Below are 25,192 nucleotides of genomic sequence, written 5' to 3'. Positions count from 1 at the left end.
AGACCGTTCTCGTACAGTCGGAAGATCGCCGACAGTGGAAGGTCGCGGTAGCGCTGATCCAGCCACTACGTGACGTATAAGGCAAGCGAAAACCGGCACGCCTTGGAATGACCGGTTACGTTGCGGAGGTTCTCAAGCATCTCCAGGTCCAGAGCCGCCCATTCCCCCTTACGAAGGGCCTCATAGGGCCCCTTCAGGCCGTCAGGCTTAGGGAAACGTGCCAGTGCCTCATAGGCCTTGTGTGACTGCGTATCGCCACAAACGATCGGCTGCAGTGCGAGTATGCTGTTGGTGATCACACGTCCTCCCAAGTGAACTCCCTCACGATGAAGTCTTCTCCATCGCTAGTTATAACCGTCGGAGTGAACTCCAGCTCAAACCGCTCCTTGACGTCCGGCGTGAGGAGATAGATCGGCGCGTCGAAGGCATCGCTGACTGCTGTGTAGCTATCCCAGCCTTCGTCTGAATCAAGCTCCGTTGCGATGAAGGTCAACCGTGATACTCCAGACTGAGTGGCGATATCAGGAAGAGCCTCCTGCACGAGCTGTATCTCGCGAGGATCGGTGGCATTCATCACTACAATCGCTTGAGTGAAAGGCACGGAGTCGAGGGGGTTGATGATCTGGCCCTGCTCGGCAATGACTTCACCATTGGGGCCAATGATGTCCTCAAGGACCTGTACCCGGGGATCGAGGCGACGAGTCCGCGATCGTGTCGCCGGTGGCAGCCATAAGTAGTCCTGATTGGACCAGAAGTGCTTGAGGGCCTGCTCTCGCTTGAGATCCCAGTCGATGGCCAAAACGCGCTCTTTCATGACATCGACTAGATCACGCTCTTCAATTTCAGCTACGGGGCCTCGTGTCCCGAGGTCACCACTGTCACCGAGCTCGATCTGGCGATCCAGCCAAGCTGGGTCTGAGATCCCTGAGACACGGGCAACGATGCCTCTGTCCCCACCATCCACCGTGGTACGTCGCTCAAGGCGTACAACAGTTGGTACGGCTGTAACGTCATGATCTTGAAACAGGGTGGGATCAAGAACGATGTTGGGGATGGGGTCATACTGGAGGGCTAATTCCTGAAGAAAGCGTATTCCCTCGGCGACCTTCATGTCATCCGGGATTCCCCGAAACACGACAATAAGATCCTCGTCCATGGAGGCAAGCTCCAGAATATCCTCGAGTCCTTCTTTTTCGAGGGAGAACGAAGCGAAAATCAGGGTGCTGTAGTTAGCATAGCGATTCCCCTCGGGGGGCTGCTGGGCATCCATAGCCTTCAGCGTGGGGTTGGTGCGTCGCAGGTCAGAGAAGAACTGCTGAGCAGCATCTTCAGCACGTTCGTAGTTATCTGGGAACAGTGCCTCCTGTCCCATGCTCGCCTGAGACGTCTGTATAATCTCCTCGCCGCGCTCGATCCAGCGCAGATCATCATCCGTGAGCGGATTGGCTGCACCACGTTCGCCGGCAGCTGCAGTCAGTGGGGACATGGCCAGCAGGAAGGCTGCGGCCAAGCAGTAAGGCTTAAATGATCGGGCGTGCTTGTCCAATGATCTGCTCCTCAGAGACGGTTCCCCAATAGCGGGAGTCGAAGCTGTACGGGTTTTCACCCATAAACCAGTAGGAGCCCTCTTCAAGCACCGTCTCGCCAGCAAAGTCGGCGGGGGACCCCCCAATGTCTTCAGCAAGGATTAGCCCCTCCCCTACCAGCTCATCGTTCACGTACACATTGCCTTGCTCCGTGATGCGGATGTGATCACCGGGAACCCCACGCAGAATCTTGACCATCTGGGTCCCTTCATCGAAGTAGGGCTCAACTCCCTGGGCGGAAAAGGCGTAGATGTTTCCTCGCTGAAGCTCCCGGTTTTTTCGGTCAACGAGGAAAAGGCTGTAGTCACCAATGCATTTAACCTCCTGAGTATCCAGCCCGAAGTGGTAGCGGCTCGCGAAGGTGTACCCAGTGGCCAAGATGAGCGCTGACACGACCCCCATTTTGGCCACAAATCTCGGCATTGACTGGCGCTGAGGCTTACTCATCATCGTCCTCCTTACTCAGAAGGTAATCGGCTGACACACGTAGTGAGTTCGGTGCGCCTAGGACAGCATCTGCGGAGAGAACCAGGTAGCCTGCCTCTTGCAGGCCGATGATCCTCTGATTCAGGTTAAGGATCAGGGACTCCATTTGGTCGTCCGTGGCATCACTGGGAAAGCTTGCGAAGACTTGGTCATAGTCGACGATCAGAACGGGGGGGGCTGTGTCGCCCCTGGCTACCTCCAGCTCGCTAATGCGCTGATGGAGGAAGAACCCCATCACGAGTATCGCGGCCATGGCGAAGAGCGAGAAAAGCGCCATTCCCCCCGGTCCACGAGGGATCGCGGTTTGAGTCGAATCAGTCATGAACAAGCCCTCTATCACGAAGCACCTGGTTAATGGCGTCAGGTACCGGCATGCCTTGCCGGCTGTACCTGGCGATGTCATTGACATCGACGGGATCGGTGGAATAAAGGAGCTTCTGGAACTCCCCAACGATGAGCCGGCCTACGCCCATTCCACTCTTTGACTTGACGAAAATCTCGGAGTAAACGCCCGCTACGGTGTGCACAGAACGGAGCATGTTGAACCCACCTTCGGACAACGTCAGGCGTCCGCTACGGCGTACAGACTCAACCGTTTCTTCGGTCTGGCCAAGAAGATGCATAGAAGCCGAGTTCTCAGCTATGGCCCGTCCAACGGCATTCTCGTAGAGATCATTAATGCTCTGCGTAGCGATGATCATACTGCCGCCATACTTACGAAACTTACGGTAAGCATGTTCGATAAATACCGAGACTTCCCCTTCTTTAAGGAGGTCCCAGGCTTCATCAATAAAAACAATCTTCTTTCTGTCTCGCTCGCCGAGGAAGACCTCTTGCTGGATTTGGTAAATAAGTTGCAACAACACAACTTGACGCAAGTGCTTTCGGCCTTGCAGCTCATCAAGCTCGAGGACCGTAAACTGGTTGTTGAACTTCACATTGTTGTTGTGGGCGAAATACTTCCCGTAGCTTCCTCTCGAAGTAAAGACAAAAAGCTGGGCTCCGATATCCTTCACTCGCTGATCTTTAGATTCGAGACAACGCTCTGCGATGTGGTCTACCTTAAGTTTCTGCTGATGCTCCAACCAGAGTCGAGACATGACTTGCTTCAATGAAGCAATCTGAAATTCGTCCAACTGGCCTTTCGCAGAAGCCATCGTGCTGACAAGCGAGACCAGGGCGTCTTCCTCATCCTCGTAGTTCTGGATCAACTCGAAGGGACTCAAGCAGATATCGGCGCCATCCGAGAATTGAAGGAAGTCTCCGTTCAGCACGGAACAGAGATTTTGGTAGGACTTACCTGCATCGATGACCCATACCTGGGCGCCCTCGGAGAGGTAGGAAAGTAGGAGTTCGTTTGCCCAGAATGATTTCCCGGAGCCCGACTCGGCGGCAATCACTAGATTCTTGTTGGTGTTCGAATCATGCAACGACATCGACATCAACTGACCGTTACGGGACAACAATCCAGCATGAAACGTCCCCGTCCCTTTCCATTCACCAAAGATCGGGAGCAAGACGGTGGCCTGTTCGCTGGTCATGGTCTTGTAGCGATTCAGATCCCGGACCGCTGCCCTGTCGGTGCACATCGGCAGGCAGTTGATGAACATCGGCAGGCTGACGAACTTGTCTTCAAGAAGCGAGAATCGATTCTCACGCCAGTATCCTGCCATAGATGTAGCAGCAGCCTGGGCTCTCTTCTCTGTCGGAGCGAAAATGATCGCTGAATAGCTGATCTGCAGCGGTGTTGCACCAGCGTTTATTGAGTCATAGAGGATGTCAAAGCTCCCCTTCTTCTCAGCGAGAATGGGGACAAACTTAAGTAGCGGCCCATAAGCCTGGTTGATTGTAAACTTCCGCTTTTGCTCGAGCTTGTCCTTGGTTTTCTGAGGTATCGGATAGAAGACGTTGGTCACCACCATGTAGTTCTCGCGTACCGAGGAAGTACCGCCTGAGATATCGCCAACGTAAGACAGAGCGTTGCCGAAATAGAACATCGGCGGGAGCTTCTTGGCGCTCATCACCTTGACGTGGTGGTCCCCGAGTGTGAGCTTGTCCTTGGTCACGGTGATGTCAGTACCGAAGTCAAAGACCTGATCACACAGCGGCTTGTCTTCATCCCATGCATCTGGGCCAGACCGCCATGAGGCACCGGGGCCCCAGTTCAGCATCGTTCCCATAACCCTTACGAAGCCTTTCGCGGTCATGGGCTGAGGGCTGGTGCCAATAGTCTTGAGCGCTGATTCGATCTTGGTGCGCAGGTGCACCATTTCCTCGATCTCGTCGTTATCGGGCTTGTGGTTTCGGATCGGGCACTTGCAGGTGATGATCAACTTGAGATCCTGCACCAATCCGTTGTCGAACACCCCCTTGTTCGAGGCTGAATGAAGGTTCTCCATGGTGTGCTTGCGCAGGAACTCCGCGCGCTCATCAACCACCTTGCTTAGCAGCGGATGCTTAAACCCGTCTCTCAGGGTTAGCATGTTGTTCAGCTTGTTGGTTACGTCGGGCGACCTGAATAGAATGAACTGGAGTGTGGTTTCCGCCGGGAACTGCTGGTTGAGCAGTCCAGAAACGCGCTCCTGGATCTTCTCGTCGCCGTAGGTCAGCGGCTCGCAGAGAAAGGCAAACCCCAGGGTCTGATCATCATTCAGGAACAACTGGTTGGTTGGGTCGTACGCCAGGACTGGGATCAGTGAACCGGCACGCATTTCTTTTGAGATCAGCCTATCGCGCCGACCTTGCTTGACGACGACTTCCATCAGTCTTCCTCCCCGGCATGGAGCCAATCGGCAAAGTTCGACGGCCGGCCGCGGTTGACTCGTCCATCGTCAGCAATGACGAAGGGCACCCCGTCAACGCCGAGCAGCTCAGCTGTCATTAGGGTGCGGTCATAGCCGGTGGTGTCGCAGTCAGCGACTGTTGCCAGGGTGGCAATGGTGCCGTTCAGAAGCGCATCCACACCTTGTGTGTCTTTCTCTTCGGCGCAATAGAGCTGCTTTGCCAGCTCATGTGAACGATCACCCAGTGCCGGAACCACTACGAGATCGAAGGTAAAATCATCAGCATACTGCTTGGCTTCTTGGCTCAGAGCATGACAGTGCTCGCAGAGCGGGTCGGTAAAAATGGTCACCGTCCGTTCGCCGGTACCAAACGACACCGTGTTCAGGTTCGCCGTGTCGACTTCCAGCCCATTGAGGTGGATGCGGGTTGCTGAATCCTGAATCTGGCTAATGGAGTCCAGCGACCCCCCTTTCCAGAGGTCATAGATCTCACCGACGATCACGAATCGGCCGTTGCTCGACGTGAAGAACACCTGGCCGCCGTTGTCGACCGCGCTCATTCCTTTGATCGGGAGTTCAACGACTCCACGGATGTCCAGATCGGAGAAATTGAAGTCTTCGAAGCTGGTTTGGGCCATGACCGGTACTGACGCCAGGCTTCCGGCCAAGAGTCCGGTAGTGAATAGTGCTCGCATCTGATACCCCATAGAGGTAGGACGTTAGAGTGGGGGTCAGCATATCCTCGGCGTCGGCAACCGCCCCTGCTCCGAGATGCCCTTGAGGGGCACGACGAGAAGGTTGGCGAAAAAAAGCCCGGCACAGGGCCGGGCAAACGATCAGGCACAAGGCCTGGGGATCAGGGCAGGCTCACCGGCGCCGACAAGGCCCCGGCATCGTCACGCACCACCAGCTCCACCGGTGGCATCACGTCGTAGTCGTTGCGGCTGATGCTCAGACGGTAGCTGGTCCGCCCGGAGGGCTCGCCATCCACCGTCCACTGGTATTCTCGCACTCGGCCGTCGGGGTCCTGGCATTCCGCCGACACCCGCCAATCGTAGCTGGTCTCCATCAACTCGAGCTCGCACGTCGGCGGCTGGTTCTCGGCCACCTCGATCGGCAGGATCTGCTTCGCCGTGGTGCCCATCTGGGTTTCCAGCTCGTAGACCATGTAGTGCGTCCCGGCATCGGCCAGCGTCGCGGTGCCATACATCGACTCCTCGCTGAGCAGCTCGCCGGCCAGGTAGTAGCGGTGGTTGATGATTCGGTCTCGCGGATGCCCACCGCGCACCGAGGGGCGTACCCGCACGTCCAGCGGGGCCCGCTCGTAGCGGTTGGAGGCGGTATAGCTGAGCTCGATATCGTAGGGCTCGGGCCGCCCAAGTACGACCTCGTGCTCGACCACAGCCTCGTGGCCACGGGCGTCGCGCACGATCACCTCGACCGGGTAGACCCCAGGCTCCTCGAGCCAGAACACTCGCTTGGCATCCCCCTTCGCTTCGACCCGGGTCGCTTCCTCAGGCAGCGTCCAGGCGTAGGTCGGCTCCTCGAGGCGGCGGGTGCCGCTGCGATGTCGGATCGCCAGCGAGATCTCCGCCGGCGCCACGTCCGCTGACAACCGGTCCAGGGCGTAGAAGGTCGGCCATACGTATTCCCACACCGAGGTGCGGTGGCTGGCCTCGACGGTGGTCTCGTCCTCGTAGCCCTCGATCCAGCCGGTGTAGTGCACCTCGACCCGCTCCTGGGCGACGTCCTCAGCGGTCGGGGTGTACTCGACGGCGAAACCTCCCTCCACCGGCTCGCCCTCAGTCACGGTGCCATCCGGCAGGGTGAACTCGCCGCCCATGGCGTAGGCCATGCCCCGGTAGGGGGCGCGGATCGAGACCTCGAAGGTATAGGGCTGGTCAGGCTCGACCCGCAGCGGGCCCCGTACCCGGGCCCGCGGCGGATGCACGTCACGAAACTCGACACCAATACGATCCATGTCGTAGGCGTCGCGGTCGGTCGCGGGGGCAAGCGACGTCCGCGCTCGGGCCCGCAGGCCGATACGGTCCTCGTGGTCGCGGGTCAGGGTCAGCGTCGGCCCCATGTGCGGCCAGCTCTGGCCGCCGTCCTCGGACCATTCGATCACCACGTCCTCAGGCTGGGCGGCAGTGTCCTCGGGCAGTGCCAGCTCAACTTCGTAGGTCCAGCTGTCACCGACGAACACCGTCTGTGGGCCCTGGATGCTCAGCTGCGGTACCGGGTAGGCGATCACTTCCACCGCCTCGGTATAAGACTCAAGTCCGGAGTGGCGGTTGGTGAGGTGCGCCCGTACTTGGTAGACACCCTCCTCGAAGGTCTGCATGAACATCGTCTTGCGACGCTCGCCGGCGGGGTACTCGGTCCAGCTGGCCCCGTCGTCGTCGCTGACCTCCCAGTGCACGTCGCCCATCGCAGCCTGGTCAAGGCGGTTCTCGAAGCCCAGCTGGAACACAGCGATGAACGGGGCTTCGCCAGACAGGGTGCGGATCTCGACGTCACCGTCCAGGGCCCCGCCGCGCAGCACGGTGAGGAAGGTCGGCCGCTGGCTGAGTGCGGTACGCTCGTAGCCGGCGATCGGCGAACGTAGTCGAGCCTCGGCGATCAGGCGCATTCCGGCGTTGTCGCGGCCTTCCAGGTCGAGCGTGAAGCTGGCCGCGCCGTCCTCGGCATACCGCCAGTCGGTCAGCGGCTCCAGGTCGTTGAGCGAACGCTGGTTGACCAGCCGTACGTCCCACTCGCCCATCACAGCCGGGTCGTACCCCGTCTCCGGGGCGAACACGTCCTGGATGGCCACCTCAACTGGCAGCGGCTCGTTGTCGAGCACCTCGGTGGCGTCCAGCGCGATCGTGGGGTAGAGGTTGGCCGCCGGGCCGGTGATGGTGCGGTAGGTCCAGGCCGTCTCGATGTCCGGCACCTGATGATACCGTGCGCTGACGAGATGCTCGCTCTCCTCCCACAACCCCGCGCCCTCGGCCTCAAGGCGCCGTGTCAGGATGTTGCGAGACGACCAGCCGGCGCCGTATGTCTCCGCCTCCAGCACGTCGTCGTCGCGCTCGAGGCGCACATCCAGGTCGTTGGGCAAGCTGTTGATCTCGACGTCACCGAAGTAGCTGCCGGCGATCGGCACCACGTAACGGCCATCGTCCACCTGGGTGGTATGCCGGCTCGGGGTCATGGTAATCACCGGCGCCTCGGGGTCGACCACCACCAGCGGCGTGGTCTCGTGGTTGAGGGTCACCCGGGTACCGCCTTTGGAAAACACACTGGTACGCCAGCCTAGGGTGTGCTCGCCGTTCTCGGCCAGGCGGCCCAGCAGCTGGGGCTGGTTGATTCCGTCCTTCTGCGACAGCCCGTCGGGCATCTCCTGCCAGTCGAGCAGGCAGGTCAGACGCTGAGCGTCGTGCTTGCGGTTGGCCGCGGCCTCGATCGCCTCGGTGGCGCTCAGGGTCAGCGAGCAGGACGGCCCGCCGCCCTGGGTCAGGCGCAGGTCGAACTCGTGCAGGACGCGATCGACAGCCGAATAGTCCTCGGTGGGGCGCAGCGTGACGCTGCCATAGGGGCTCAGCACGTTGACCGGGCGGCTGCCCTCGCCGACCTTAATCTTGCTGCCGTCCCCGGAGAACAGCCACAGGCTGTAAGCCACTTCCTGCTCACCCAGAGCGACCGCCTGGCCCTCGGCCTTGGGGGTGTTGGCGCCGCCCTCTGTGAGCTCGACCGGGGCGGTCTCATCGGGCAAGGCTTCCCACTGCAGATAGCAGACCGGATCATGAATCGGGTCCGCCCCGCGCGCTTCCGACTCGGCGGCGGTGAAGCGGCACATGGCGCCGTTCTTGGGCGTGGCGGTGATGCTCACCGGGTCGATCACCTGGCGCACGTCCCAGGCCTCGGCGGAGAGCTGGGCCTCGCCCATCCAGGTGTGCACGTCGAGTAGCAGCACCGGGGCATTGGGCGCCGCCGTGGAGATCAGCAGACTGGAGACCCCCTCGAGGCCTGACTCAGCCGCTAGCATGGGCAGCGACAGCCGACCCTGGCTAGCCCCGAAGTCGTGCTGGGACATGATCTGAGACGTCTGGCCGGGCTCGATGCGTAGGCCGTTGACGATCAGGGGCACCTCGGCATCCGAGCGGAGGCTGGCGAAGACATCGTAGGTCCCAGCCACGGTGCTGCCATCGGCCAGGGTCAGCGGCTCGGTCTCGATGATGCGGCTGCCGTCGAGGTGCTTGAACTCATGCACGACCGCCGGGATCATCAGTTTGCCATCGACCCCCCCTTGCAGGGAGACCCGAGGTGGATCATATGTAAACGTGAAAGATTCCATCGTATGATTGTGCTGATCGTCTTCTACCTGCACGTCCAAAGTATACTCTTCACCAGCCTGAAGTGAGGGGAATATGATGGGGTACTCCAACATGTAGTAACCATCCGCTGTCAATCTTGATGACAACCTCACACTTTCGCTAGCAGGACCTCCTGACAAATCTATAGAGAGGATTTCCGGAGAGCTGTCGGAATCATCGGAAACATAGATGCGGAAGCTGTCGAGACTTCGTACTGCGTTACCCTCCGTGGACTCGATATTGACTTCAGGATTGCTATTGTCGAACAGATATGACGCATAGCTTTTGTATGCAACATTTCCGTAGGTATCTTCAACCCGAGCTCGAACTGTGTACTCCCCATGCGGGGCTCCACTCATATCAAACCGGAATCCATAGTTGTTTGTGTCGTACGTGATCTTTTCGGAAGGCACTTCATATACCAATTCCGATCCATCTAAAAGCTGTACATTAACCCCCGCAGGTTGCCACATGGAGTTTTTCCATCCTGAAGTTGTATCAGGGTCGTAAACTTCCACCTCTCCTGTACGTGTATCCTGAGAGTATTCCAAACTCCTAATCGTCGGGGCATTGAAATCCCAGTACATGAATGCATATCGGCCAAAAACGTCAAATCGACCAGCATCGTCTCGTAGGGTGACACTCCAAGGTGAATACCCCCTACCCGATGGTGTCCACCCTACATTGACAGAACACATGGTTTGTCCCGAGGGTATTCTGCATGATCGGTCACCCAATGATGTAGAAACACTGATCTCCTGATCGTAGCCTCTAGATTCTACTGTAAAACGTATCGCCTCTACTGTATCAGGATCACCTATCCGGATAAGTTCATTCACCCAACCCCCGGAACGCAGCTGTATTTCCCTCTTCGTCACTTTCGGTGTTTCAGACACGCCAGCGGCCAACTTTGCTTCAAAGTCTGAATATGCCTTACAGCCCCAGCTAGTGCGCGAGTAAAAATTACCATCGTTATTATCAACCCAGTCCGTCACAGGTCTTTCTATTTTCTGATAAACGTAGTTATCGTCCTGATAGTCTGGCGACATAAAAAGGCCATGTGGTGTTTTTTCAGCCCAGTTTGACTTTGGCAGCCGCCACACAAGTGTTACCGGATTGTCATAAACTACATCTCCATCTGACCAAGGTTCAAAACCCGAAAAAACTGAGGCTCCAAGATATCTATTATTAGACCCAGGGCGGCTCGCGGCCACTGCAACAGGCAACTGTCCGCAACTATCATTAAATGTCACATCTTTGTAATGCTCAGATGTGTTTCCGGCCAAGTCTTCAGCTTCAAATGTTACCCTATAACCAGATCGGGGGTCTGGGAAATAATGGTCGAGCGTTCCTCTACCACTGCCCACATAAAAAGAAGATGTGTTTTTATCAAACTTAACATCCTCGGTCACTTCAATATCACCAACACCCGAGGCATCACGCTTTCGAGTAATTATTCTTCCACCTTTTATCCCTACATTGTCAGACACCCCTGACAAGCTAATCAAATTGGTATACTCTGATCCAAAGTGGTTTGGAGTTTCTCCTGAGCCAAGCTGAGAATAAGAACTATCCCCAGTGCTCGTAATTGTTCCATTTATCAAAGGAGGATGAGTATCGAAAACTACTTCATCATCATGACTAGAAACCACTTCTCCGGATGATGATACGATCTCAGAACGAATTATATAGCTTCCGTCACCAGGAGAACCAATGGTCAAATGCGCACCATAAAACTCTGATCCACCTGCGCTGATTCGATCTGATGCACCAAGAAGATGGCTTTCAGCGCTTTCAACAACGCTGCCGTCACTTCTTAGTAGTACAACCCTGACTTTTCGATCTACTCCGCCGCTCAGAGCCAGCGCGATATCCCCAGTAGGATTGGCATAGCGTGCATTGGCAGGGAGCTTTCGGTCCTCGCCGTTTGGTGATGTAAAGCTGAACTCTATTAAATCGGCTTTGGCAGTGTTATATGCTAGGGCACTAAGCCCCGCCAACGCGATTAGCAAACCTCGAATACTTGCTCTGCCAACGATCTGGCTTGCCATTTTGCCCCCTCCAGACGTTTGTACTCTCCGTCAGGTTGCTGATCGCGTGACGGAGCTCTCCAAAACACACTCTACTATGCAAGTCATTCCTCACCCCCGTCAGGAGATGCCCTTTAAGGGCGAAAGCACAAAAAAAGGGCAGCCATGACAGGCTGCCCCAGAACGGTACGCGGGCCACTAACCCACTCAGGGTACTGAAGGTGTGACTGGTTAGAGACCCAATCCGTTGCTGATCAGTTGGCCGCCAGAGACGATAGTCTCAGCATTGGTGAGGGTGGCACCCACAATTGAGTCAATGATCAGCGGAGCGTTGTAGAGCCCCATACCCATTGCGAAACCAACGGCAAAGGTCATCAAGCTCTGCCGGACCACGCCGATCACGGCCCCCACCAGAATGATGGCGAGCGTGATGATTCGCCCCAGGGTGCCTTGGGTCCACTCCTCGAGAGTGATCCAGACATCCTCGAATTCACCGCCACCAGTGCCCGCGAAGGAAGCGTCGGAGAGAGATAGTGCGGCGAGGCCGAATACGGCAGCCATCGAGATGATGGCGCCCTTGCGCTGCAAGAGGGAAACATGCTGCATGGTAGTGCTCCTTCAGTGGTTTTCAGATTACTCAGCTTCGTCGTTGCGCTGGATGCTCTGCAGTGGCTTCAGAGAGGGCTGGGTATTGGCAGTTGGTTCACCAATCACCCAGCGCCGTGGTTCAATCTCGGTATACAGATGGCCCGTCACGATCAGGTCACCATCGTCATCCTCCCAGGGGGCAATCCAGATCCGCATAACCTCTGCGGGAGTGCGAACGGGAACCGGTCTGTCGGGCAGCCGGGGGGATACATAGTTGCCCACGACATCGTTGGGGTCCTCACCACCAGCTGATGGCTGGTCGCCGGCCACCCTGGTGGCGCTCTCTACGGACTCCGCGCCAAGTGCCACAGGGACGTTGCCGTTGTTCGTCAGGTTGTAGACGTCCTTGGTGGACATACACCTAACCCCTTCTGGAATGCCCGAACAGCTGTATTCAGACTCGCCGATATTGAGTGCAGAACATCCGCTGATCACCGTGCCGATACCCAAGCTCACAATCAGCTTCAGTAGTGATGATATGGACCGGGTCATAAAACCTCCTTGCGCCGAAATGCCTTTAAAGGGCGTTTCGCTGGTTATCTGGTTACTGAATCTGCAGCTTGGTCCCGCGTGTCAGGATCAATTCGATCTGACGACCAGCATCAACCTCGACGACGGGGAAGATGCCCTCCGCCATGTCGACGTAGAACTGAGCTATTCGATCGAGAGCGTTCGATGCCCCCTGAGCAGCAGCACCCTGGAACATGCTTGGGCTAAAGTTGCTCTGATACTGGGTCTGGTCGCCCACGGACTCTGTCTGGATCACCGGAACCGCATCGACATCAAAGGCATTGGCAACACCTGACATGAAGCCCGCCATCATCGACCTGGCGATCATGGCGCCCTGCTTGGACACCAGGCGACCACGCACCCCGGCTTTGCCGTCCTCGCCGACCGCGTAGGAATCAACACGGGCCTCGACAACACCGCCATCATCCCGGATGCATGAAATGGTCTCGCCTCGGAGGTATGCCCTTTCTGAGCTCAAGTCGCCGTAGCCAGAGACAATCAGGAAGCACTCTTTCACGTCGGCCCGGAAGCGGTTGGGCAGGATCGCCTCGTGCTGGATACGTAGGGTCGACGGGAAAGGATCGCGGCGAGCGCCCTGCGAAGTGGGAGCGTCCATACCGTTTAGCATTACCCCCGTCAGGATGGAGCCGGCGGGCAAGTACGCCCCCTCATCCTCGACTTCGGCGGCCTCCCTCGCCTCTCTCTCCTCTTCGGTTTCACCTTGGTAGGAACTGATGATCTGCACGCCGTTGTTGGATTCCGCGCCACCTCCTGCGTCCTCATCACCGTCTGCGGATCGCCGACGTGGGTCCGCGGCCTCTGCTTCCGCTGGTGTGTTCCGTCGGGGCAAGGGCGCATTTTTGAATACCGTCTCCGGATCAACTTCATAGGCGTTTTGCTCCGGTACTTCCGATGTCTCTGTTAAGTCCTGGGTCAGTGATCTCCCGTCGTTGAAACCATCCTCAGCGTATCTATCCTGGCTGCCAGGTTGACGGGGCTGGTTTGCCATGCTCATGAGGTCCATGTTCTGGTCGATGAGCATCTCGATCTGCTCTTGGAGAGACTCGATCTCTTGGCGCATCTCCTCGGAGCCTTCGGTGCTGCGTTCGGTGCGCTCAAGCACGCGACGCATCGAGTCCAACTCCTGACGCAGGTCGTCGTTTTGTGTCTTGGCGATCTGGATCTGAGCCGCGAGACCATCGATGGACACATCGCGTGTGTCTCGATCAGTCAGCACGTGCTGTACGACGTCTCGGTCTGTCCCTCTACGCCCACGTTCCTCTTCCCCGCCCGAGAAGATGGCAATAACCCCCAGCAACAGCGCGAGACCGCCACCAACTGCGACAATGCGCTTGTTCCTCGGTGACAATCGTTCCCAGTGCTGTCCGATCATTGAGCACCTCCGAGGAGAGACGGACGCTGACTGGTGGGCTCAGGCCGCTCACCGATTTTCGTTACCACATAGAGCTCGGTTCTTTGGTTCGGCCCCAGAACGTTTCGAGGCCATGCCGCAACAGCGGCAACATTCCAGTCACCACAGGCCTGCTCCTTAATCTCGAGCGGCTGGCCTGACACGTTGCGAGCCACGCCGATCGAAACGGAGAGATTGTGACCGGTCATGGTCTGCCCATTGGCAAAGTCATAGGTCACGCCGGGCTGGGAACAAGATGGCAGTGATGTCCGCGGGTCCGTCTCGTGGAGGGTGTAGCCCTGCGGGATCTCGCCAAGGGCGATGCTGCGCATGAGAGACTTCAGGGTGTCGATATAGGGCTGTGAGGTTTCCCAGCGCTCCGCCGTCGGACTGCTGACCAGACCAGGCGTGAAGGCGGCGCCTTCCAACTCGATGAACAGCTCACGAGGTGGAATACGGCGCGGGACGAGGGTCAGCGAAAGCGCTTGGGCTTCACTCCCCTTCTGAGTGATAAACATCGTGACAGGGGCCTGCTGGTCGGTTGCCACGTAAACGACGTTGTCCCGAATCTCGGTGGTGGCATCAGACGTTGTTGTCACCTGCGGCTCGCCGAATGGGGTCACGATGCGGTTGAGGTGGCTAATGGCCACCGGAACGATTTCGTTAACCCCAGCGGCCATGGTCAGGTGGGAGCTCTCATTGACGTCCTTGCTCGAGGTTGAACCTCCTCCTGAGGACCCCGTCGGCCGGGGCACGTTGTCGCTCATCACGTTCGCCGGGACACTGAAATTGACTGGCTCAACCGGGATTTCGACGTCGGCTACCACAACACTCCCAAGCCCTCCGAGCACAGCGGACAGGGTGACTGCTAGTGCTTTCTTAACCATTGGACTGCTCCTGACGACGCTGCTCCTGACGTTCCATCTGCTCGCGAATCCGCTCTGTCCGGGGGCGGCCGACATAGGTGTCGATATGGGTAACCACGGGGGCGTAATCCTTGATGTCGATGATGTATTCGTACGTCCGTTCGTCGCTTGAGGTCTCTCCAGTGGCCCCGGTCAGGTATGAGTTGCCGTAGACATAGACGATGTCGCTTTCGGGTTCGTACTGTACCGAGCGCGGCTCAAACCGCATGGTCACGCGATCGTTCTGAATCCTTTGGGACTGGATCTCGATGGCCTCCATGACGGGGCGGTAGATCTCCGGCGAGAGCAACGGCTCAATACGCTCCTTGACGAAGCCAACACTCCCGGGAGTCACGTTTCCTGTCAGGGACGCGAGGAGCATGCCCCACGACTCCTTATAAGACTGCGAGGACTTGTTCTGGGTAACCCAGGCCTCGCTCTTGAGTGTGTAGGGCTGGATCGTCACCACCGTCTCTCGGGTGAATGCCTTGACCAGCGCCAGCACCAAGGCCACCGACATCACCAACATCACAATGCGAGAAAAGCGGTTCTCGGCCAGTGCTCCGTTCCACGTCTTGAGGAAGTTGTCCATCATCACGGCAAGAACCTCCGGATGAAGGGGTTCACCATCGAGCGAGCGTTGGTGAACAAGAGCCCCGCCCAGTAGCCAATGTGGATCAGGTAACCATCGGGGTGGTTGTCTCGGTACTTGCGATACTGGTTCGTCACAACCAAGCCGATGCCGAAACCGATCATCGCTTGACCAACCGCGATCCCGAGGATCAAGCCGGCGAAAATCGGGGCCATCTCGTCGAGGCTCCACATCAGGACGTGGATCGGGTCGTCGATGCGGCTGGGAATTCTGACTGGCTCCATACAAGCGCCTCCGGAGGTAATGCCTGAGTTGGGGCAATCATCACTGATTCCGCACGCACAACCCCTGCGTAGAGACGCCCTTGAGGGACACGTCGACGAGGAAGCCAAAGTTTTTTCGCTGCGCAATGCGTTCCGCATGCGGAACACTTTGCAGAAAAGAAAAACGCCCCCGGTGGGGGCGCCAGAGCGTGAGGAAGGTGGTGCTTGAGGGGTTACACCCGCTTCTGGAGGTTAGCCAGCGCGAGGCCGAACATCACACAGGCCACCATCATGGTCAGCGGGATAATGATGGGGTTGAGGGCGATAGGCGCGAAGAACGCAATGAGCAGGCACTGCGCGACCAGCAGCACCCCCCTGATGCCATACCGGTGCAGCACCGGACTGGCATAGTCGAAGTTGGTCCGCTTGATCTTCCATCCCATGTAGCCATCCCAGATAGCCGGGATCAGTAAGATCAGCATATAGGGCGCCCAGACTGCCAGCAGCGCAATACGAGCACAGACCTGGTAGACGACGTGCATCAAAGACGCTAAGCGGTCCTCGACCCAGGGGAAAATCTGGCTCCCTATGTTCTGCATGCCACGACTTGAGGCCCTTTCCTCGGGGGTGGGGATCAGCAATGTATGCAGGGTCTTGTAGACGCCGCTTTCCCACATGGAAATGTTGTACCAGTTGAGCGCCGTCTGATCGATCCACTCGACCGTGTTGCGCCCGAGCTGGCTCTGCACCATGGCAGACTCTTTATCGATGACTCTCTCCGTCCAGTGGCCGGGCACAAACACGAGGATCACGAACATCTCAGCGATCAGTAACCACGCGATTAGCCAGAACGGCGTCTTCATGGCCAGCCCTCTTCAGAATGCGTTTCACTGACTCACTGGTCAGCAGCGAATAGATCACCTCGCGCAACGAGCTCTCATCAACGGGGTGATGGCTGTAGATCGTCAGTTCCCCCTCGTTTGCCATCAGCCAGGTGGCAAATGGTGTACCGTTGGCCAGGGACCAGGACTGCCCCGCTTCATTCGTGATGAGCACGTGAAGCTCCTTACGCGTAGCGGTCACCAACGCATTGATGAAAACCGCCAGGCGCAACGGATCTTCGAGCTTCCGGCCTCCGGGGGTATAGACCGCATCGTGGTACTCTTCCAACGCCTCGGTAATGATGGTGTAGATCACGGGATCGTCGTGACGCTGGATATGCTCAGATACGTAGGCTCTCAAATTCTCGATGACGTCTTTGGCTTTGGGCCAATCAAAAACGAGCAGGTCAACAATGTCTGCGTAGCGCCGACCTCGCTGCCTGATGGCTTCGGACATGCCAATTCGGCGTTCTTCTGCGATCACTCTGACGACCTCCAGGTCACCGTCCTGGTTAGCATTGCTATAACCAACATCGTTCATGGCATCCCCTCACCCTGTGAGGATGGGAAGCCGCCCCTTGATGAGTTGCCCGCCAGAGATGTTGGCGATGTATTCGAGGTTCGGCAGCATGCCGAGCAATTGTGAGGGAAAGAGTTCGCTCTCCTCTTCCATGAGGCGCTCACCCTGGTTACCCCCATGCATGATCGGTTGTTCCCCATCTGTATTTTGTCCCTGCGTGCGCATCACATACTTAACGCGGGTTGGTGGCACACCTTTGGTAACATACTCTTGAGTGTCTGCGTCTTTGACACGGAGCGCCACCGTATTGTTGATGTTGCCCAGCACCTGCAGTGCCTTCTCCTGGCTTCCCATGCGGGCAGCGAAGTCCGCGAATGTCTGGGTCGCTACGAACAAACGCAGCTTGGCACCGCGTCCCTTGTTTAAAAGCTGGATAAAGGGGTCGTTGATCACCTCCGCCGCTTCATCGACGAAGATATTGACCTGCTGGTTGTTCTCGCCAAAGTTGTACCGGTCACCCGCCACTGCTGTTAGGTCGCTGAGGAAGATCGAGCCAATCGCGCTCGCCACCATGTTATCGGTGAGCGAATCCAGCCCGATGTAGGCCACCATGGCATTGTTGATGATTTTGGCAGAGTCCGTGATCGGGCGCGAATCGCTGGTGTCTCCGGGGTCTGGCGACAGCAGCTCGCCCAGCGAGCCGGAGGTCAGCATGTTCATGATCGGCAGCAGCGAAGCCACCATTTTGCCAAAGTGCGTGTTGTCATGCAGGAACATCGACAACAGCCCTTCCAGCTCGGTCGAAGGCTTTGTGGGCTGGATGCGCTCAAAGTAGTAGCGGCTTAACATCCTCGCTCGTTTCTCGCGAGGGCCTCCGCTTGCCTTATCCAGGTACGGCTTGGCGTCGGCCTCCCATCCCTCGATGTGTCGGCCGGCGTAGGAACTAATGGCTTGAATCACCAAACCATCCGCGCCGCCCTCGAGGAAGCGTCTCAAGTTCACTAGGCTCGGGCGTTCGTAAACGAGCTCCAAGCCTTGGGCAATATTGTTCAGCGCCTGCCAACCAAAGCTCTTGAAGGGGTCTGCGCCAGCCTCCGAGGGGATCAGCGCTGCGATGCGGGAGGCTATCTCAGTCACTCGTGAATAGTTGCGCAGGGGGTTGATCCTCGCCGACTCCTCAGGGAATGCCGGGTGGAAGGCCACGAACCTTTCAGGGGTGCCTAGTGACTCACAGGCTCGCCGTGCGTTATCCCGCATCTCCTGGTCGCCCTTGGGGTCGATGATAATCACCGCCTCCCCCCTCATGATCGCCTGGGATATCAGGATGTCGAACATCCTCGTCTTGCCTGAGCCCGTGGTCCCGACGATCAGCGTATGTCCCTCGCTGTGCTTGAGGGGCTGGTAGATCTTCTGCTCTTTCGGCTCCAGTCCATGAATCCACGCCTGGCCGATGGGCATTTCCTTACCGTTATGCCGTCCACCGTGTGGTCCTACGATGGACGACCAATCGCGCTTGAGGATCTCAAATGCGCGTTGAGCATGCCGCGCCTCCCAGTGGAAGCCGTATCCCAGCCACATCTCATCGGGATGCTTGGCGATGACCTTCTGAAGTTTGTCGATCTTCAGGAACTCCAGCTCACGTCCGCCTAAGTGCTTTTTCAAGGTATGCAGCTTGATGGCCTTGGGAATGCGTGCCATGGCCATGACGCCGCACACGCCTGTCATCCAGTAGAAAGGCTCTGGCGGCATCTGGCTGATCTGGTTGATCCCAAGCGCCAGCACAGAGGCGCCAGCCCAGCCTCCGATCGCCATAGCCTCATAGTTGGGCCGCCAGGGCATTTCATATTCAAGATCGCCACTCATGTAGCCTTCCTTACCAACAATTTGTTCTCTTTGCCCACAAGCGAAATGCCCAGAGCGTGGGTTTTCACAACAGTTCTCAAGCGGTTACGGGTCAGGTCGGGATAGTCCACACCGATCCGGTCCAAGGCATGGTCATTGACCACCAGCATGTCGCCCTCATGGCGAACACTCCCCACTAACCAGTCACCCTCCTCCTGGATAATCATGGCTTTGAGCCGGAGCAAAGCTTCTTTGGCGGTCATCGTGTCGGGAGTCAGCCCGACATCTATCGCCGATTCGTCTCCTGCGAAGGGTGTGGTGCTACCACACTCTTCATCGTCGGGGGTGGGCGCCATTACACTGAAGTCCGGAATGCCTCTGGGGTACCCCGGGTCCGCTGGCAACGGCTCATCCACGTCCCCGCTAGGAACCTTCTCTGCCGTGCTACGCCGTCTCACAATAGGGGGGGACGGTTTCTCGATGGGCTCCGGGGAGGAGGAAGTGAAGTGGGTTTCTTCCCCGGCAGTGTCGTTAGGGTGGGGATCTGGAACCGCCTCGGTACAGCCACCCTCTTCCAAGGCAGTAACCGGGTCTGGGGAGGTTTCGGCTAGTTCTGCCTCGAGGTCAGCCTCGCGTGCTGCGAAGCGCAGACAGATCAACTCGACCAGATCACCTTGCAGCACTAGCACATCGAGGCCGTCACGTTCCTGAACGTCCGACCGGCCATCGGCGTTCACCAACATGTTCTGCTCTTCCAGAAGTGCCTTCAGAGCACCAGCCGACAGGCCTGCCGCCTGAGCCGCTGCCGGCCAGAGCAAGCAGAGTTCGTCACCGCTCCGGATGACGGCCTCCCCTAGCGTTGCTGTACCTTCTAACACCGGCTTCACCAAACGGAGAAGCGCAGCTCCGGCTTCACCATGCAGGCGCCAGGGGATGTCTTTGATGTATGTGGAATCGGCCTCAGTCGGGACGGCTGCAGTACCTTCAATGTCTGGTGTCACCGCAGCTGCCTTGGCCTCGCTGGTCCTGACAGTCCCGGACGGCTCGGAAATATCACAGGTCGTCATGGACTCAGCTTGTTTCTGCCGAGCCCCTGGACGCGGCGTGCGTTTCGTTTTCGGCTTTCGCTTTTTCCGTTTTGCATCGCTGCGGGCCCCATCCCCTCCTGGAGTCAGGTCAATTTCCGCCGTGCTGGGGGCTTTCTTGGGTGATCTGCCGGAGGAGGGGCGTAGCTCAGGCAACAGAACCGCCAGATCTCCCTCCTTCTTCGGGTCTGGGGTCGGAGCCGGATGAACGTCCGGTGCCGGCTTCGCTTCACGACCCGCGCCAGCCCCCATCCCTGGGAACGGCATGTCCAGGAAATCGGATGGCTGCAGTGCCGGCGCGGCCTGTGGTACGTCGACATCTTCGTCGGCCGGTGCTGCAGGCGTATTCTCTGCGTGCTGGGTGTCAGCCTGCTTTGCCTCGTCGTGCGCTTCATCGGGATACTGCGATGTCGTTGGCTGGGGCTCTTCCATGTCAAAGGGCAGATTCATGCCAACCCCTTGGCTCAGCTTGGCGGCAAGATCCTCGATCCCTGTCCCGGGTGCGGCTGGCGCAGGCTCACTAGGCGTCGTACCCTCTGCCCCCCTCCCATCGGGTACCTGCCTGTCTGGCTCAGGCGTATCCGGCTTCGGGATTTCTTGCACAACGTGCGGCCCCGGCTTGGACGCTGCACCGTCATCACGCCGCGCTGTCGGCAGCCTTGACGGTCCCAGGTCGATGACGGGTGCTGAAGGCCCACCTCTCCCCATGCCCTTGCGATCGAGCAACCACGATTCAACGGCCGGTTCTCCAGAGCTAATGCCAGGCATGCTGGTCGAGATCTCGGCTTCGGAGCCTGGGTCGCTGGCAGTGGGGTCGGCGGCGTGGGTGTCCTCGGCCTCACCCCGGGGCTCAGGCGCCAGAGAGGCACCCAGTGAGGCAAGCACGTCGGCGAGGGGCTCTGCCATCGCGTCGACGCCATCGCTGCCCCCAGGCGAGTGTTCCGCATGCGGAACACTCGCCGTGTTTGAGGCGGGCTCAGAGGCAGTTTCTAGCGAAGACTCTCCAATCGTCTTGGCGGAGTGGCTGTCCTCGCCAGTGATCTTTGCCACGATGGGAGCCGGCGGGTTCTCACTGTTGCCAAAGACCAGCGAGATATCCTCCATGCGCAGCATGAGGATCTTCGCGTTCATGGCGATCTCGCCCTCCTCCAACGCCGAGGGTGCCACTTCCCAGTAACGGTAATAGGCATCGCTGTCGGCATCGCTGTTGGGCACAGGGCGGGGTACCGCAAATCCACGATCAATCAGGTAATCCGCCAAGGTGTCAGGGTCGTGTGGAACGGCAGGCACGTTGTTGTCCTGCAGATGCTTCACCAGGCTGGGTGCGGCGGCCTTCCAGGCAATGAAGGCTCCCTGCTCCAGGTGCCACACCTGGGCTCCTGCCACATTAACCTTCCAGCGTTTGGAGATGACCAACGAGCGGATGGCATCGATGATGTAGGGTTCGATGGACAAGCCAATCGAGTGTTCATCGATATTGAGCCGGCTCTCTTTCAAGTCACGCTTGACGCTCTCCTGGTCAGCTTTCAATACCAGCTGGGTCACCGGGTGAAGTGCACTGGTGCCGGAAATCGCCTCGACCACCGCTTTCATCAGATCCGGTCCCGGCGCACGCAGGTAGCGACGCACGTCAGACGTCAGGACCATGTTAAGCGCCAGCGTGGCCAACCGCTCATGTCGTTCGTGGCGGCCTTTGTTCCAGCGCAGGAAGTATCGCTCGATGCTGTTCTCGCGGACCCAGTCCATCAACGATTCCGCATATGGATTCCACTCCGCCTTGCCGAGCTTGTCGGTAACCGAGACATCCGACAGCGGCTTACCCAAGTCATGGAGCAAGGCCGCCAGGCACACAGCCAAGCGCCAGCACGGCTCTAGGTTACGGCGCTCTCGAGGCGTGCCGTCACGAACGAAGATCACCGCTTCCGATGCCTGGGTGGCCCAGAAGGCAACTTCCAGGCCGTGGCGGAACAATCCGCCCGCACCACGATGGTGGTGAGCTTCCGAGGCAGGCAGGAGATGAACGAACTCCGCGTAGTTCTGCAGCACAGGCAACATGAGCCGCTCGAACTCTTCATTCGACAGCCCCAGGGTCTGCTGAATACGGGTAATCAGTTCGCGCTGTGTCAGCAGCACCTTCTCGATCGGAGCTGCAGGCAGGCCCTTGGCAAAGGGTGGATAGCGCGGAATCTCGTCATCCTCCAAGTCACCCGCCGGCGTCAGGCGTAGCTTCCCCTCCGGTACTTTCCCCCCCCCAGCAAAGGGCAGCCATCGCGTCAGTGCACTCAGCATCTCGGGTCATGTCCTGGTTCTTCCATTTGAAGCAATGGTGACAGATATCCAGTTGGGCACTCCCCTCTCGTTGCGCCCTTCATGGGCACTTAGGCACCCCAGTGACATTCGAGTGACCCGATACACTCGCTCGCAATTCACACATCACCAGAAGGGAACACGGCGCATGAAGGTTCATCTCACAAGCAACGGCTACGTCAGCATCGAGCTCGAGTCACAGTGCGAGATCGATGGCCTCTGGGTGCTGGCCGGCCATGTCAGCGGCGACCCTACCACCATGCGGAGCATCTTTTCCTGTCCAGCCGATGACCGTGAGGGGCTGTATGAATTGCTGGCGCCCCACGTCTCCTCCGTCTTCATGAATGCGCTTGAGAACGGCGAGATGAATGTGCCCAGAGAGACCACCGAGCTGCTCCTACACCACCAGCAGCACGTCAGGGGCGCCATCCACTTTGAACCCATGCCAGGCCGAGTTAGTGACCCACGGCCACATATCGCCTTGGGCAACAGCACTCCCCTCTTGGAAACGGAGAAGGCTCAATGATGAAGCAACTCCTACCTGTGGCTGCTGCCATCGCGTTGGCCGGCTGCGCGACGGGGAGCACGCTGCCCGATATCCCCGAGCACCCCACTGCCGAGTGGGTCAATGAGCATCTCCCGGAGTTTCGTGCCGAAGCAGAACGTCACCCCTCGAAGGAGAACCAGGAGGCTGTTGAGCGCCTCGTGGCTTGGGCAGACCGTCAGGGTCAATCTCAGGCCAAGATGCTCCAGGTGAACCGCCAGCTCACCCTCGCCTGGGACAACATGGGGCGTGGTGGCGCGGCTATCCGACAACCGGCCTACATCCACGTTCTAGGCGAGCAGTTCAACGACCGCTATGCCAGCACAGCGGAGATTGCCGGCCAGACTGGTGCCGCCGAAGACAGCGTCCGTGATGCCCTGGCTCGTCTCAGCGAGCTGCGCAAGGATGACTCGCCCTGGAGCCAGGGTTACTCCCTCTATGAGCTCGAGCGCTGGGAGCGTTTCTGCGATACAGGCCAAGGGATGGACGAACCCGACTGGCGTTTCGTCACCCAGGCAGGAAGCCGCCGCAACATTCCTGACTCCCTTGCAGGCTCTTGCCGCCCACCCAGCTATGACTACGAAGACTACTTGAACGCCTGGACGCGTTTCTGTGAGTCCGATAACCCCTCCAGGGCAGATCGAGACATCGTAGGCGACTCCGTCCGTCCCCGGTCGGTGGTCAACCCGTGCCGCGCCCTCCAGTGATACGAGCTCAGGAATAGAGACTCATGAGTGAGAACAGCACCCCAACGTCCCAGGAGCCTGCAGGCCCCAAGAAGAAAGGCTTGGTACCTTCCGCCATCATCCTCACCCTGGCAAGCGTGGGAGCTTATGGCATCTATACCGGCAACGTGACCGACTGGGTAAGCCAGGGGGTCGACAAGGTCAGCAATCCCACCGAGCTTTTTGCTTCCGACTCAGGCGAGTACGCGCCCCCCGATCAGCATGGCGTAAAAACCTCCAACCTCTTCCTGAATGACGATGAGCCGACGTACCCGGGCAACGAGGTTGCTGACACCGACGATCAAACGCCCGCGACGACTCAATCTGCTGCTCAGCCTGCCCCCCCACAAGAAGTGGTCGAACCGACTGACAGTCCTGGAAGCGCTACAACGAGCAACGATGACACCGTCAGTGCTCGTTACCTGGATGACTTGAGCCAAGGCTCTTCTCAAGAGCCTTACGAGGTGAGACTCACTGACGAGACCTTGAATGCCGATGGTGCCACAGATGACTACCAGCTCGACTTTGGTGGCAGCCGCAGCACGCCTGATGACGTCACCGCCACAGGCTCCTCGAGCGATGAGTCCCCCTCCCCAGAGCGCCAGCAGCAGGCATCCACGTATGGCGGCCAGACGGCAGACCTGGAGGCAGATGAGTCGACCTTTACGCCGATTCCCGGCCCTGAGGAGATGGAAGCAGAGCTTGCCCGCCTTCTTGCCGATCGCGGCTGGGGGGATGCAGACGAAAGGGATGGAGAGAGTGCGGCAACGCCGGCGCCTTCTAGCGACAGCACGAGCGAGACGCTGAGCGAGGAGGAGCGCCAACAGATCATGGCATCACCGGAATTCACCGGGACCATTGCTGCCATTGGCCGACGCGTAGGGCAGTCCTGGCTGTACGAGGGTGATGACTTTGACGAGCATGGCGCCATCGTGAAAGTTCATCTCGAAGAGGCCGGAAAAGCTGCTGATATCACCATCTCTCGCTCCTCCGGCAATAACGCCTACGACGCGTCGGTCCTATCGGCGGCAAAGGACGCCGCGCCTTTTCATGAAGTGCTTGAGCTGGATGACATCGCCCAGGCGCTGTTGACCGACTTCTCACTCACTTTCGGGTCACGAGAAGCCATCGAGGCGTGGGAGGCCCAATGGACATTACACGAGCCGGTCGAGTTGCAGGACGAGTTCGTCGAGGAAGACCTCAGCTACGCGGCTCAGGTGCGTCGGATGATCGAGGCAGAATGGAATCGCCCAGACGCTTTCGAGGCCGACAGCGAGGTTTCCGTGCAGGTCCGCCTGGCCGTTCCCTTCGGCAACGTCCTGGCCATTAACTTCCTGCGCCCGAGCGATGATGAAGCGGTCAACGAGAGCATCAGTGAGGCCATCAGGGCGGCATCGCCGTTCGATGGTATTCGTCAGCTGCCGCTCAGGGCGCAGCAGGAACTTCAGCAGTTCAACCTGCATTTCCAGGCAGAGGGGATTCGGTGATGACTACGCGATCCGATACCAAGGACCGGCTGGGACAGGACCTTCTCATCGTACTGGAGGAGGCAGCGTCGCGTGGCACACCAGACGATGCGGCCGTGGTTATTGCCGGCACGCTGGCGGATATCGCCGACCACCGCGCCGAGCTACGGACACTGGCGGAGCAGTGGAGCCAGATAATCGCCAACACGAGCCATGTGGCATCACGTCCACCTGAGGAAACACGGTGACC

General features: G+C 58.6%; 20 protein-coding genes and 1 pseudogene. 4 read left to right on the top strand and 17 right to left on the bottom strand.

What is annotated here, in order from left to right; all coding sequences use genetic code 11:
* Positions 1–295 precede the first annotated feature (295 nt).
* From KUW00_RS06740 to mobH, 17 genes and pseudogenes are all read right to left on the bottom strand, one after another.
* Positions 296–1,546, bottom strand: coding sequence for a TrbC family F-type conjugative pilus assembly protein (locus KUW00_RS06740; RefSeq protein WP_222568630.1), 1,251 nt, complete (start codon positions 1,544–1,546; stop codon positions 296–298).
* The gene (lepB, locus tag KUW00_RS06735; RefSeq protein WP_222568629.1) at positions 1,521–2,033 is read right to left on the bottom strand and encodes a signal peptidase I; all 513 of its coding nucleotides are present in this window, start codon (positions 2,031–2,033) and stop codon (positions 1,521–1,523) included. Before lepB ends, KUW00_RS06740 begins: the two co-directional genes overlap by 26 nt.
* The gene (locus KUW00_RS06730) at positions 2,026–2,394 is read right to left on the bottom strand and encodes a hypothetical protein (protein WP_222568628.1); all 369 of its coding nucleotides are present in this window, start codon (positions 2,392–2,394) and stop codon (positions 2,026–2,028) included. Before KUW00_RS06730 ends, lepB begins: the two co-directional genes overlap by 8 nt.
* Positions 2,387–4,834 carry a type IV secretion system protein TraC gene (traC, locus tag KUW00_RS06725; RefSeq protein WP_222568627.1) on the bottom strand — a complete coding sequence of 816 codons (2,448 nt, stop codon included), beginning with the start codon at positions 4,832–4,834 and terminating at the stop codon, positions 2,387–2,389. The genes KUW00_RS06730 and traC overlap by 8 nt, the downstream gene beginning before the upstream one ends.
* Positions 4,834–5,550 (bottom strand): DsbC family protein, encoded by a 717-nt coding sequence (locus KUW00_RS06720; protein ID WP_222568626.1) that lies wholly within the window; start codon positions 5,548–5,550, stop codon positions 4,834–4,836. The genes traC and KUW00_RS06720 overlap by 1 nt, the downstream gene beginning before the upstream one ends.
* A gap of 161 nt (positions 5,551–5,711) precedes the next feature.
* Entirely contained in the window at positions 5,712–9,125 is a 3,414-nt protein-coding gene (locus KUW00_RS22340) for a hypothetical protein (RefSeq protein WP_261392024.1), read from the bottom strand.
* 42 nt (positions 9,126–9,167) lie between these two features.
* Positions 9,168–11,264: pseudogene (locus tag KUW00_RS22625) on the bottom strand (Ig-like domain-containing protein); the annotation flags it as partial.
* 210 nt (positions 11,265–11,474) lie between these two features.
* Entirely contained in the window at positions 11,475–11,849 is a 375-nt protein-coding gene (gene traA / locus KUW00_RS06710; RefSeq protein ID WP_222568624.1) for a TraA family conjugative transfer protein, read from the bottom strand.
* A gap of 27 nt (positions 11,850–11,876) precedes the next feature.
* Entirely contained in the window at positions 11,877–12,383 is a 507-nt protein-coding gene (gene traV / locus KUW00_RS06705) for a type IV conjugative transfer system lipoprotein TraV (RefSeq protein ID WP_222568623.1), read from the bottom strand.
* Between the two features lie 52 nt (positions 12,384–12,435).
* The gene (locus KUW00_RS06700) at positions 12,436–13,794 is read right to left on the bottom strand and encodes a TraB/VirB10 family protein (RefSeq protein ID WP_222568622.1); all 1,359 of its coding nucleotides are present in this window, start codon (positions 13,792–13,794) and stop codon (positions 12,436–12,438) included.
* Positions 13,791–14,699, bottom strand: a complete 909-nt coding sequence (locus KUW00_RS06695) for a type-F conjugative transfer system secretin TraK (protein ID WP_222568621.1) — start codon at positions 14,697–14,699, stop codon at positions 13,791–13,793. The genes KUW00_RS06700 and KUW00_RS06695 overlap by 4 nt, the downstream gene beginning before the upstream one ends.
* Positions 14,692–15,312, bottom strand: a complete 621-nt coding sequence (locus KUW00_RS06690; RefSeq protein WP_261392023.1) for a type IV conjugative transfer system protein TraE — start codon at positions 15,310–15,312, stop codon at positions 14,692–14,694. Before KUW00_RS06690 ends, KUW00_RS06695 begins: the two co-directional genes overlap by 8 nt.
* Positions 15,312–15,593, bottom strand: coding sequence for a type IV conjugative transfer system protein TraL (traL, locus tag KUW00_RS06685; RefSeq protein WP_222568619.1), 282 nt, complete (start codon positions 15,591–15,593; stop codon positions 15,312–15,314). The genes KUW00_RS06690 and traL overlap by 1 nt, the downstream gene beginning before the upstream one ends.
* 212 nt (positions 15,594–15,805) lie before the next feature.
* Positions 15,806–16,435, bottom strand: coding sequence for a DUF4400 domain-containing protein (locus KUW00_RS06680; RefSeq protein ID WP_222568618.1), 630 nt, complete (start codon positions 16,433–16,435; stop codon positions 15,806–15,808).
* A complete protein-coding gene (locus KUW00_RS06675; protein WP_222568617.1) occupies positions 16,392–16,994 on the bottom strand; it encodes a hypothetical protein in 603 nt (200 codons plus the stop codon). The genes KUW00_RS06680 and KUW00_RS06675 overlap by 44 nt, the downstream gene beginning before the upstream one ends.
* Before the next feature lie 9 nt (positions 16,995–17,003).
* The gene (traD, locus tag KUW00_RS06670) at positions 17,004–18,836 is read right to left on the bottom strand and encodes a conjugative transfer system coupling protein TraD (protein WP_222568616.1); all 1,833 of its coding nucleotides are present in this window, start codon (positions 18,834–18,836) and stop codon (positions 17,004–17,006) included.
* A complete protein-coding gene (gene mobH, locus KUW00_RS06665) occupies positions 18,833–22,189 on the bottom strand; it encodes a MobH family relaxase (protein ID WP_222568615.1) in 3,357 nt (1,118 codons plus the stop codon). The genes traD and mobH overlap by 4 nt, the downstream gene beginning before the upstream one ends.
* Positions 22,190–22,355: 166 nt before the next feature.
* Between mobH and KUW00_RS06660 the strand changes: the two genes are divergently transcribed.
* The 4 genes from KUW00_RS06660 to KUW00_RS06645 are packed head-to-tail and all read left to right on the top strand — an operon-like array spanning position 22,356 to position 25,190.
* On the top strand, positions 22,356–22,733 hold the full coding sequence (locus KUW00_RS06660) for a hypothetical protein (protein WP_222568614.1): 378 nt from the start codon (positions 22,356–22,358) through the stop codon (positions 22,731–22,733).
* A complete protein-coding gene (locus tag KUW00_RS06655; protein WP_222568613.1) occupies positions 22,730–23,458 on the top strand; it encodes a hypothetical protein in 729 nt (242 codons plus the stop codon). The genes KUW00_RS06660 and KUW00_RS06655 overlap by 4 nt, the downstream gene beginning before the upstream one ends.
* A gap of 23 nt (positions 23,459–23,481) precedes the next feature.
* Positions 23,482–24,963 (top strand): TonB family protein, encoded by a 1,482-nt coding sequence (locus tag KUW00_RS06650; protein ID WP_222568612.1) that lies wholly within the window; start codon positions 23,482–23,484, stop codon positions 24,961–24,963.
* Entirely contained in the window at positions 24,963–25,190 is a 228-nt protein-coding gene (locus KUW00_RS06645; RefSeq protein WP_222568611.1) for a hypothetical protein, read from the top strand. Before KUW00_RS06650 ends, KUW00_RS06645 begins: the two co-directional genes overlap by 1 nt.
* Positions 25,191–25,192 lie beyond the last annotated feature (2 nt).

It is taken from the genome of Halomonas sp. DP5N14-9 (assembly GCF_019802175.1).
GTDB lineage: Bacteria > Pseudomonadota > Gammaproteobacteria > Pseudomonadales > Halomonadaceae > Halomonas > Halomonas litopenaei.
Note: the sequence above shows the minus strand (reverse complement) of the source record. Positions and strands in the feature narration are given on the sequence as shown.

Excerpts from the sequence above, each read along its gene's own strand:
- KUW00_RS06680 (WP_222568618.1), bottom strand. The coding sequence starts at position 16,435 with ATGAAGACGCCGTTCTGGCTAATCGCGTGGTTACTGATCGCTGAGATG.
- traA (WP_222568624.1), bottom strand. The coding sequence starts at position 11,849 with ATGCAGCATGTTTCCCTCTTGCAGCGCAAGGGCGCCATCATCTCGATG.
- KUW00_RS06655 (WP_222568613.1), top strand. The coding sequence starts at position 22,730 with ATGATGAAGCAACTCCTACCTGTGGCTGCTGCCATCGCGTTGGCCGGC.
- traC (WP_222568627.1), bottom strand. The coding sequence starts at position 4,834 with ATGGAAGTCGTCGTCAAGCAAGGTCGGCGCGATAGGCTGATCTCAAAA.
- KUW00_RS06675 (WP_222568617.1), bottom strand. The coding sequence starts at position 16,994 with ATGAACGATGTTGGTTATAGCAATGCTAACCAGGACGGTGACCTGGAG.
- KUW00_RS06690 (WP_261392023.1), bottom strand. The coding sequence starts at position 15,312 with ATGATGGACAACTTCCTCAAGACGTGGAACGGAGCACTGGCCGAGAAC.
- KUW00_RS06660 (WP_222568614.1), top strand. The coding sequence starts at position 22,356 with ATGAAGGTTCATCTCACAAGCAACGGCTACGTCAGCATCGAGCTCGAG.
- lepB (WP_222568629.1), bottom strand. The coding sequence starts at position 2,033 with ATGAGTAAGCCTCAGCGCCAGTCAATGCCGAGATTTGTGGCCAAAATG.
- traD (WP_222568616.1), bottom strand. The coding sequence starts at position 18,836 with ATGAGTGGCGATCTTGAATATGAAATGCCCTGGCGGCCCAACTATGAG.
- KUW00_RS06700 (WP_222568622.1), bottom strand. The coding sequence starts at position 13,794 with ATGATCGGACAGCACTGGGAACGATTGTCACCGAGGAACAAGCGCATT.
- traV (WP_222568623.1), bottom strand. The coding sequence starts at position 12,383 with ATGACCCGGTCCATATCATCACTACTGAAGCTGATTGTGAGCTTGGGT.
- KUW00_RS06730 (WP_222568628.1), bottom strand. The coding sequence starts at position 2,394 with ATGACTGATTCGACTCAAACCGCGATCCCTCGTGGACCGGGGGGAATG.
- KUW00_RS06650 (WP_222568612.1), top strand. The coding sequence starts at position 23,482 with ATGAGTGAGAACAGCACCCCAACGTCCCAGGAGCCTGCAGGCCCCAAG.
- KUW00_RS06645 (WP_222568611.1), top strand. The coding sequence starts at position 24,963 with ATGACTACGCGATCCGATACCAAGGACCGGCTGGGACAGGACCTTCTC.
- KUW00_RS22340 (WP_261392024.1), bottom strand. The coding sequence starts at position 9,125 with ATGATCCCGGCGGTCGTGCATGAGTTCAAGCACCTCGACGGCAGCCGC.
- mobH (WP_222568615.1), bottom strand. The coding sequence starts at position 22,189 with ATGCTGAGTGCACTGACGCGATGGCTGCCCTTTGCTGGGGGGGGGAAA.
- KUW00_RS06695 (WP_222568621.1), bottom strand. The coding sequence starts at position 14,699 with ATGGTTAAGAAAGCACTAGCAGTCACCCTGTCCGCTGTGCTCGGAGGG.
- KUW00_RS06720 (WP_222568626.1), bottom strand. The coding sequence starts at position 5,550 with ATGCGAGCACTATTCACTACCGGACTCTTGGCCGGAAGCCTGGCGTCA.
- traL (WP_222568619.1), bottom strand. The coding sequence starts at position 15,593 with ATGGAGCCAGTCAGAATTCCCAGCCGCATCGACGACCCGATCCACGTC.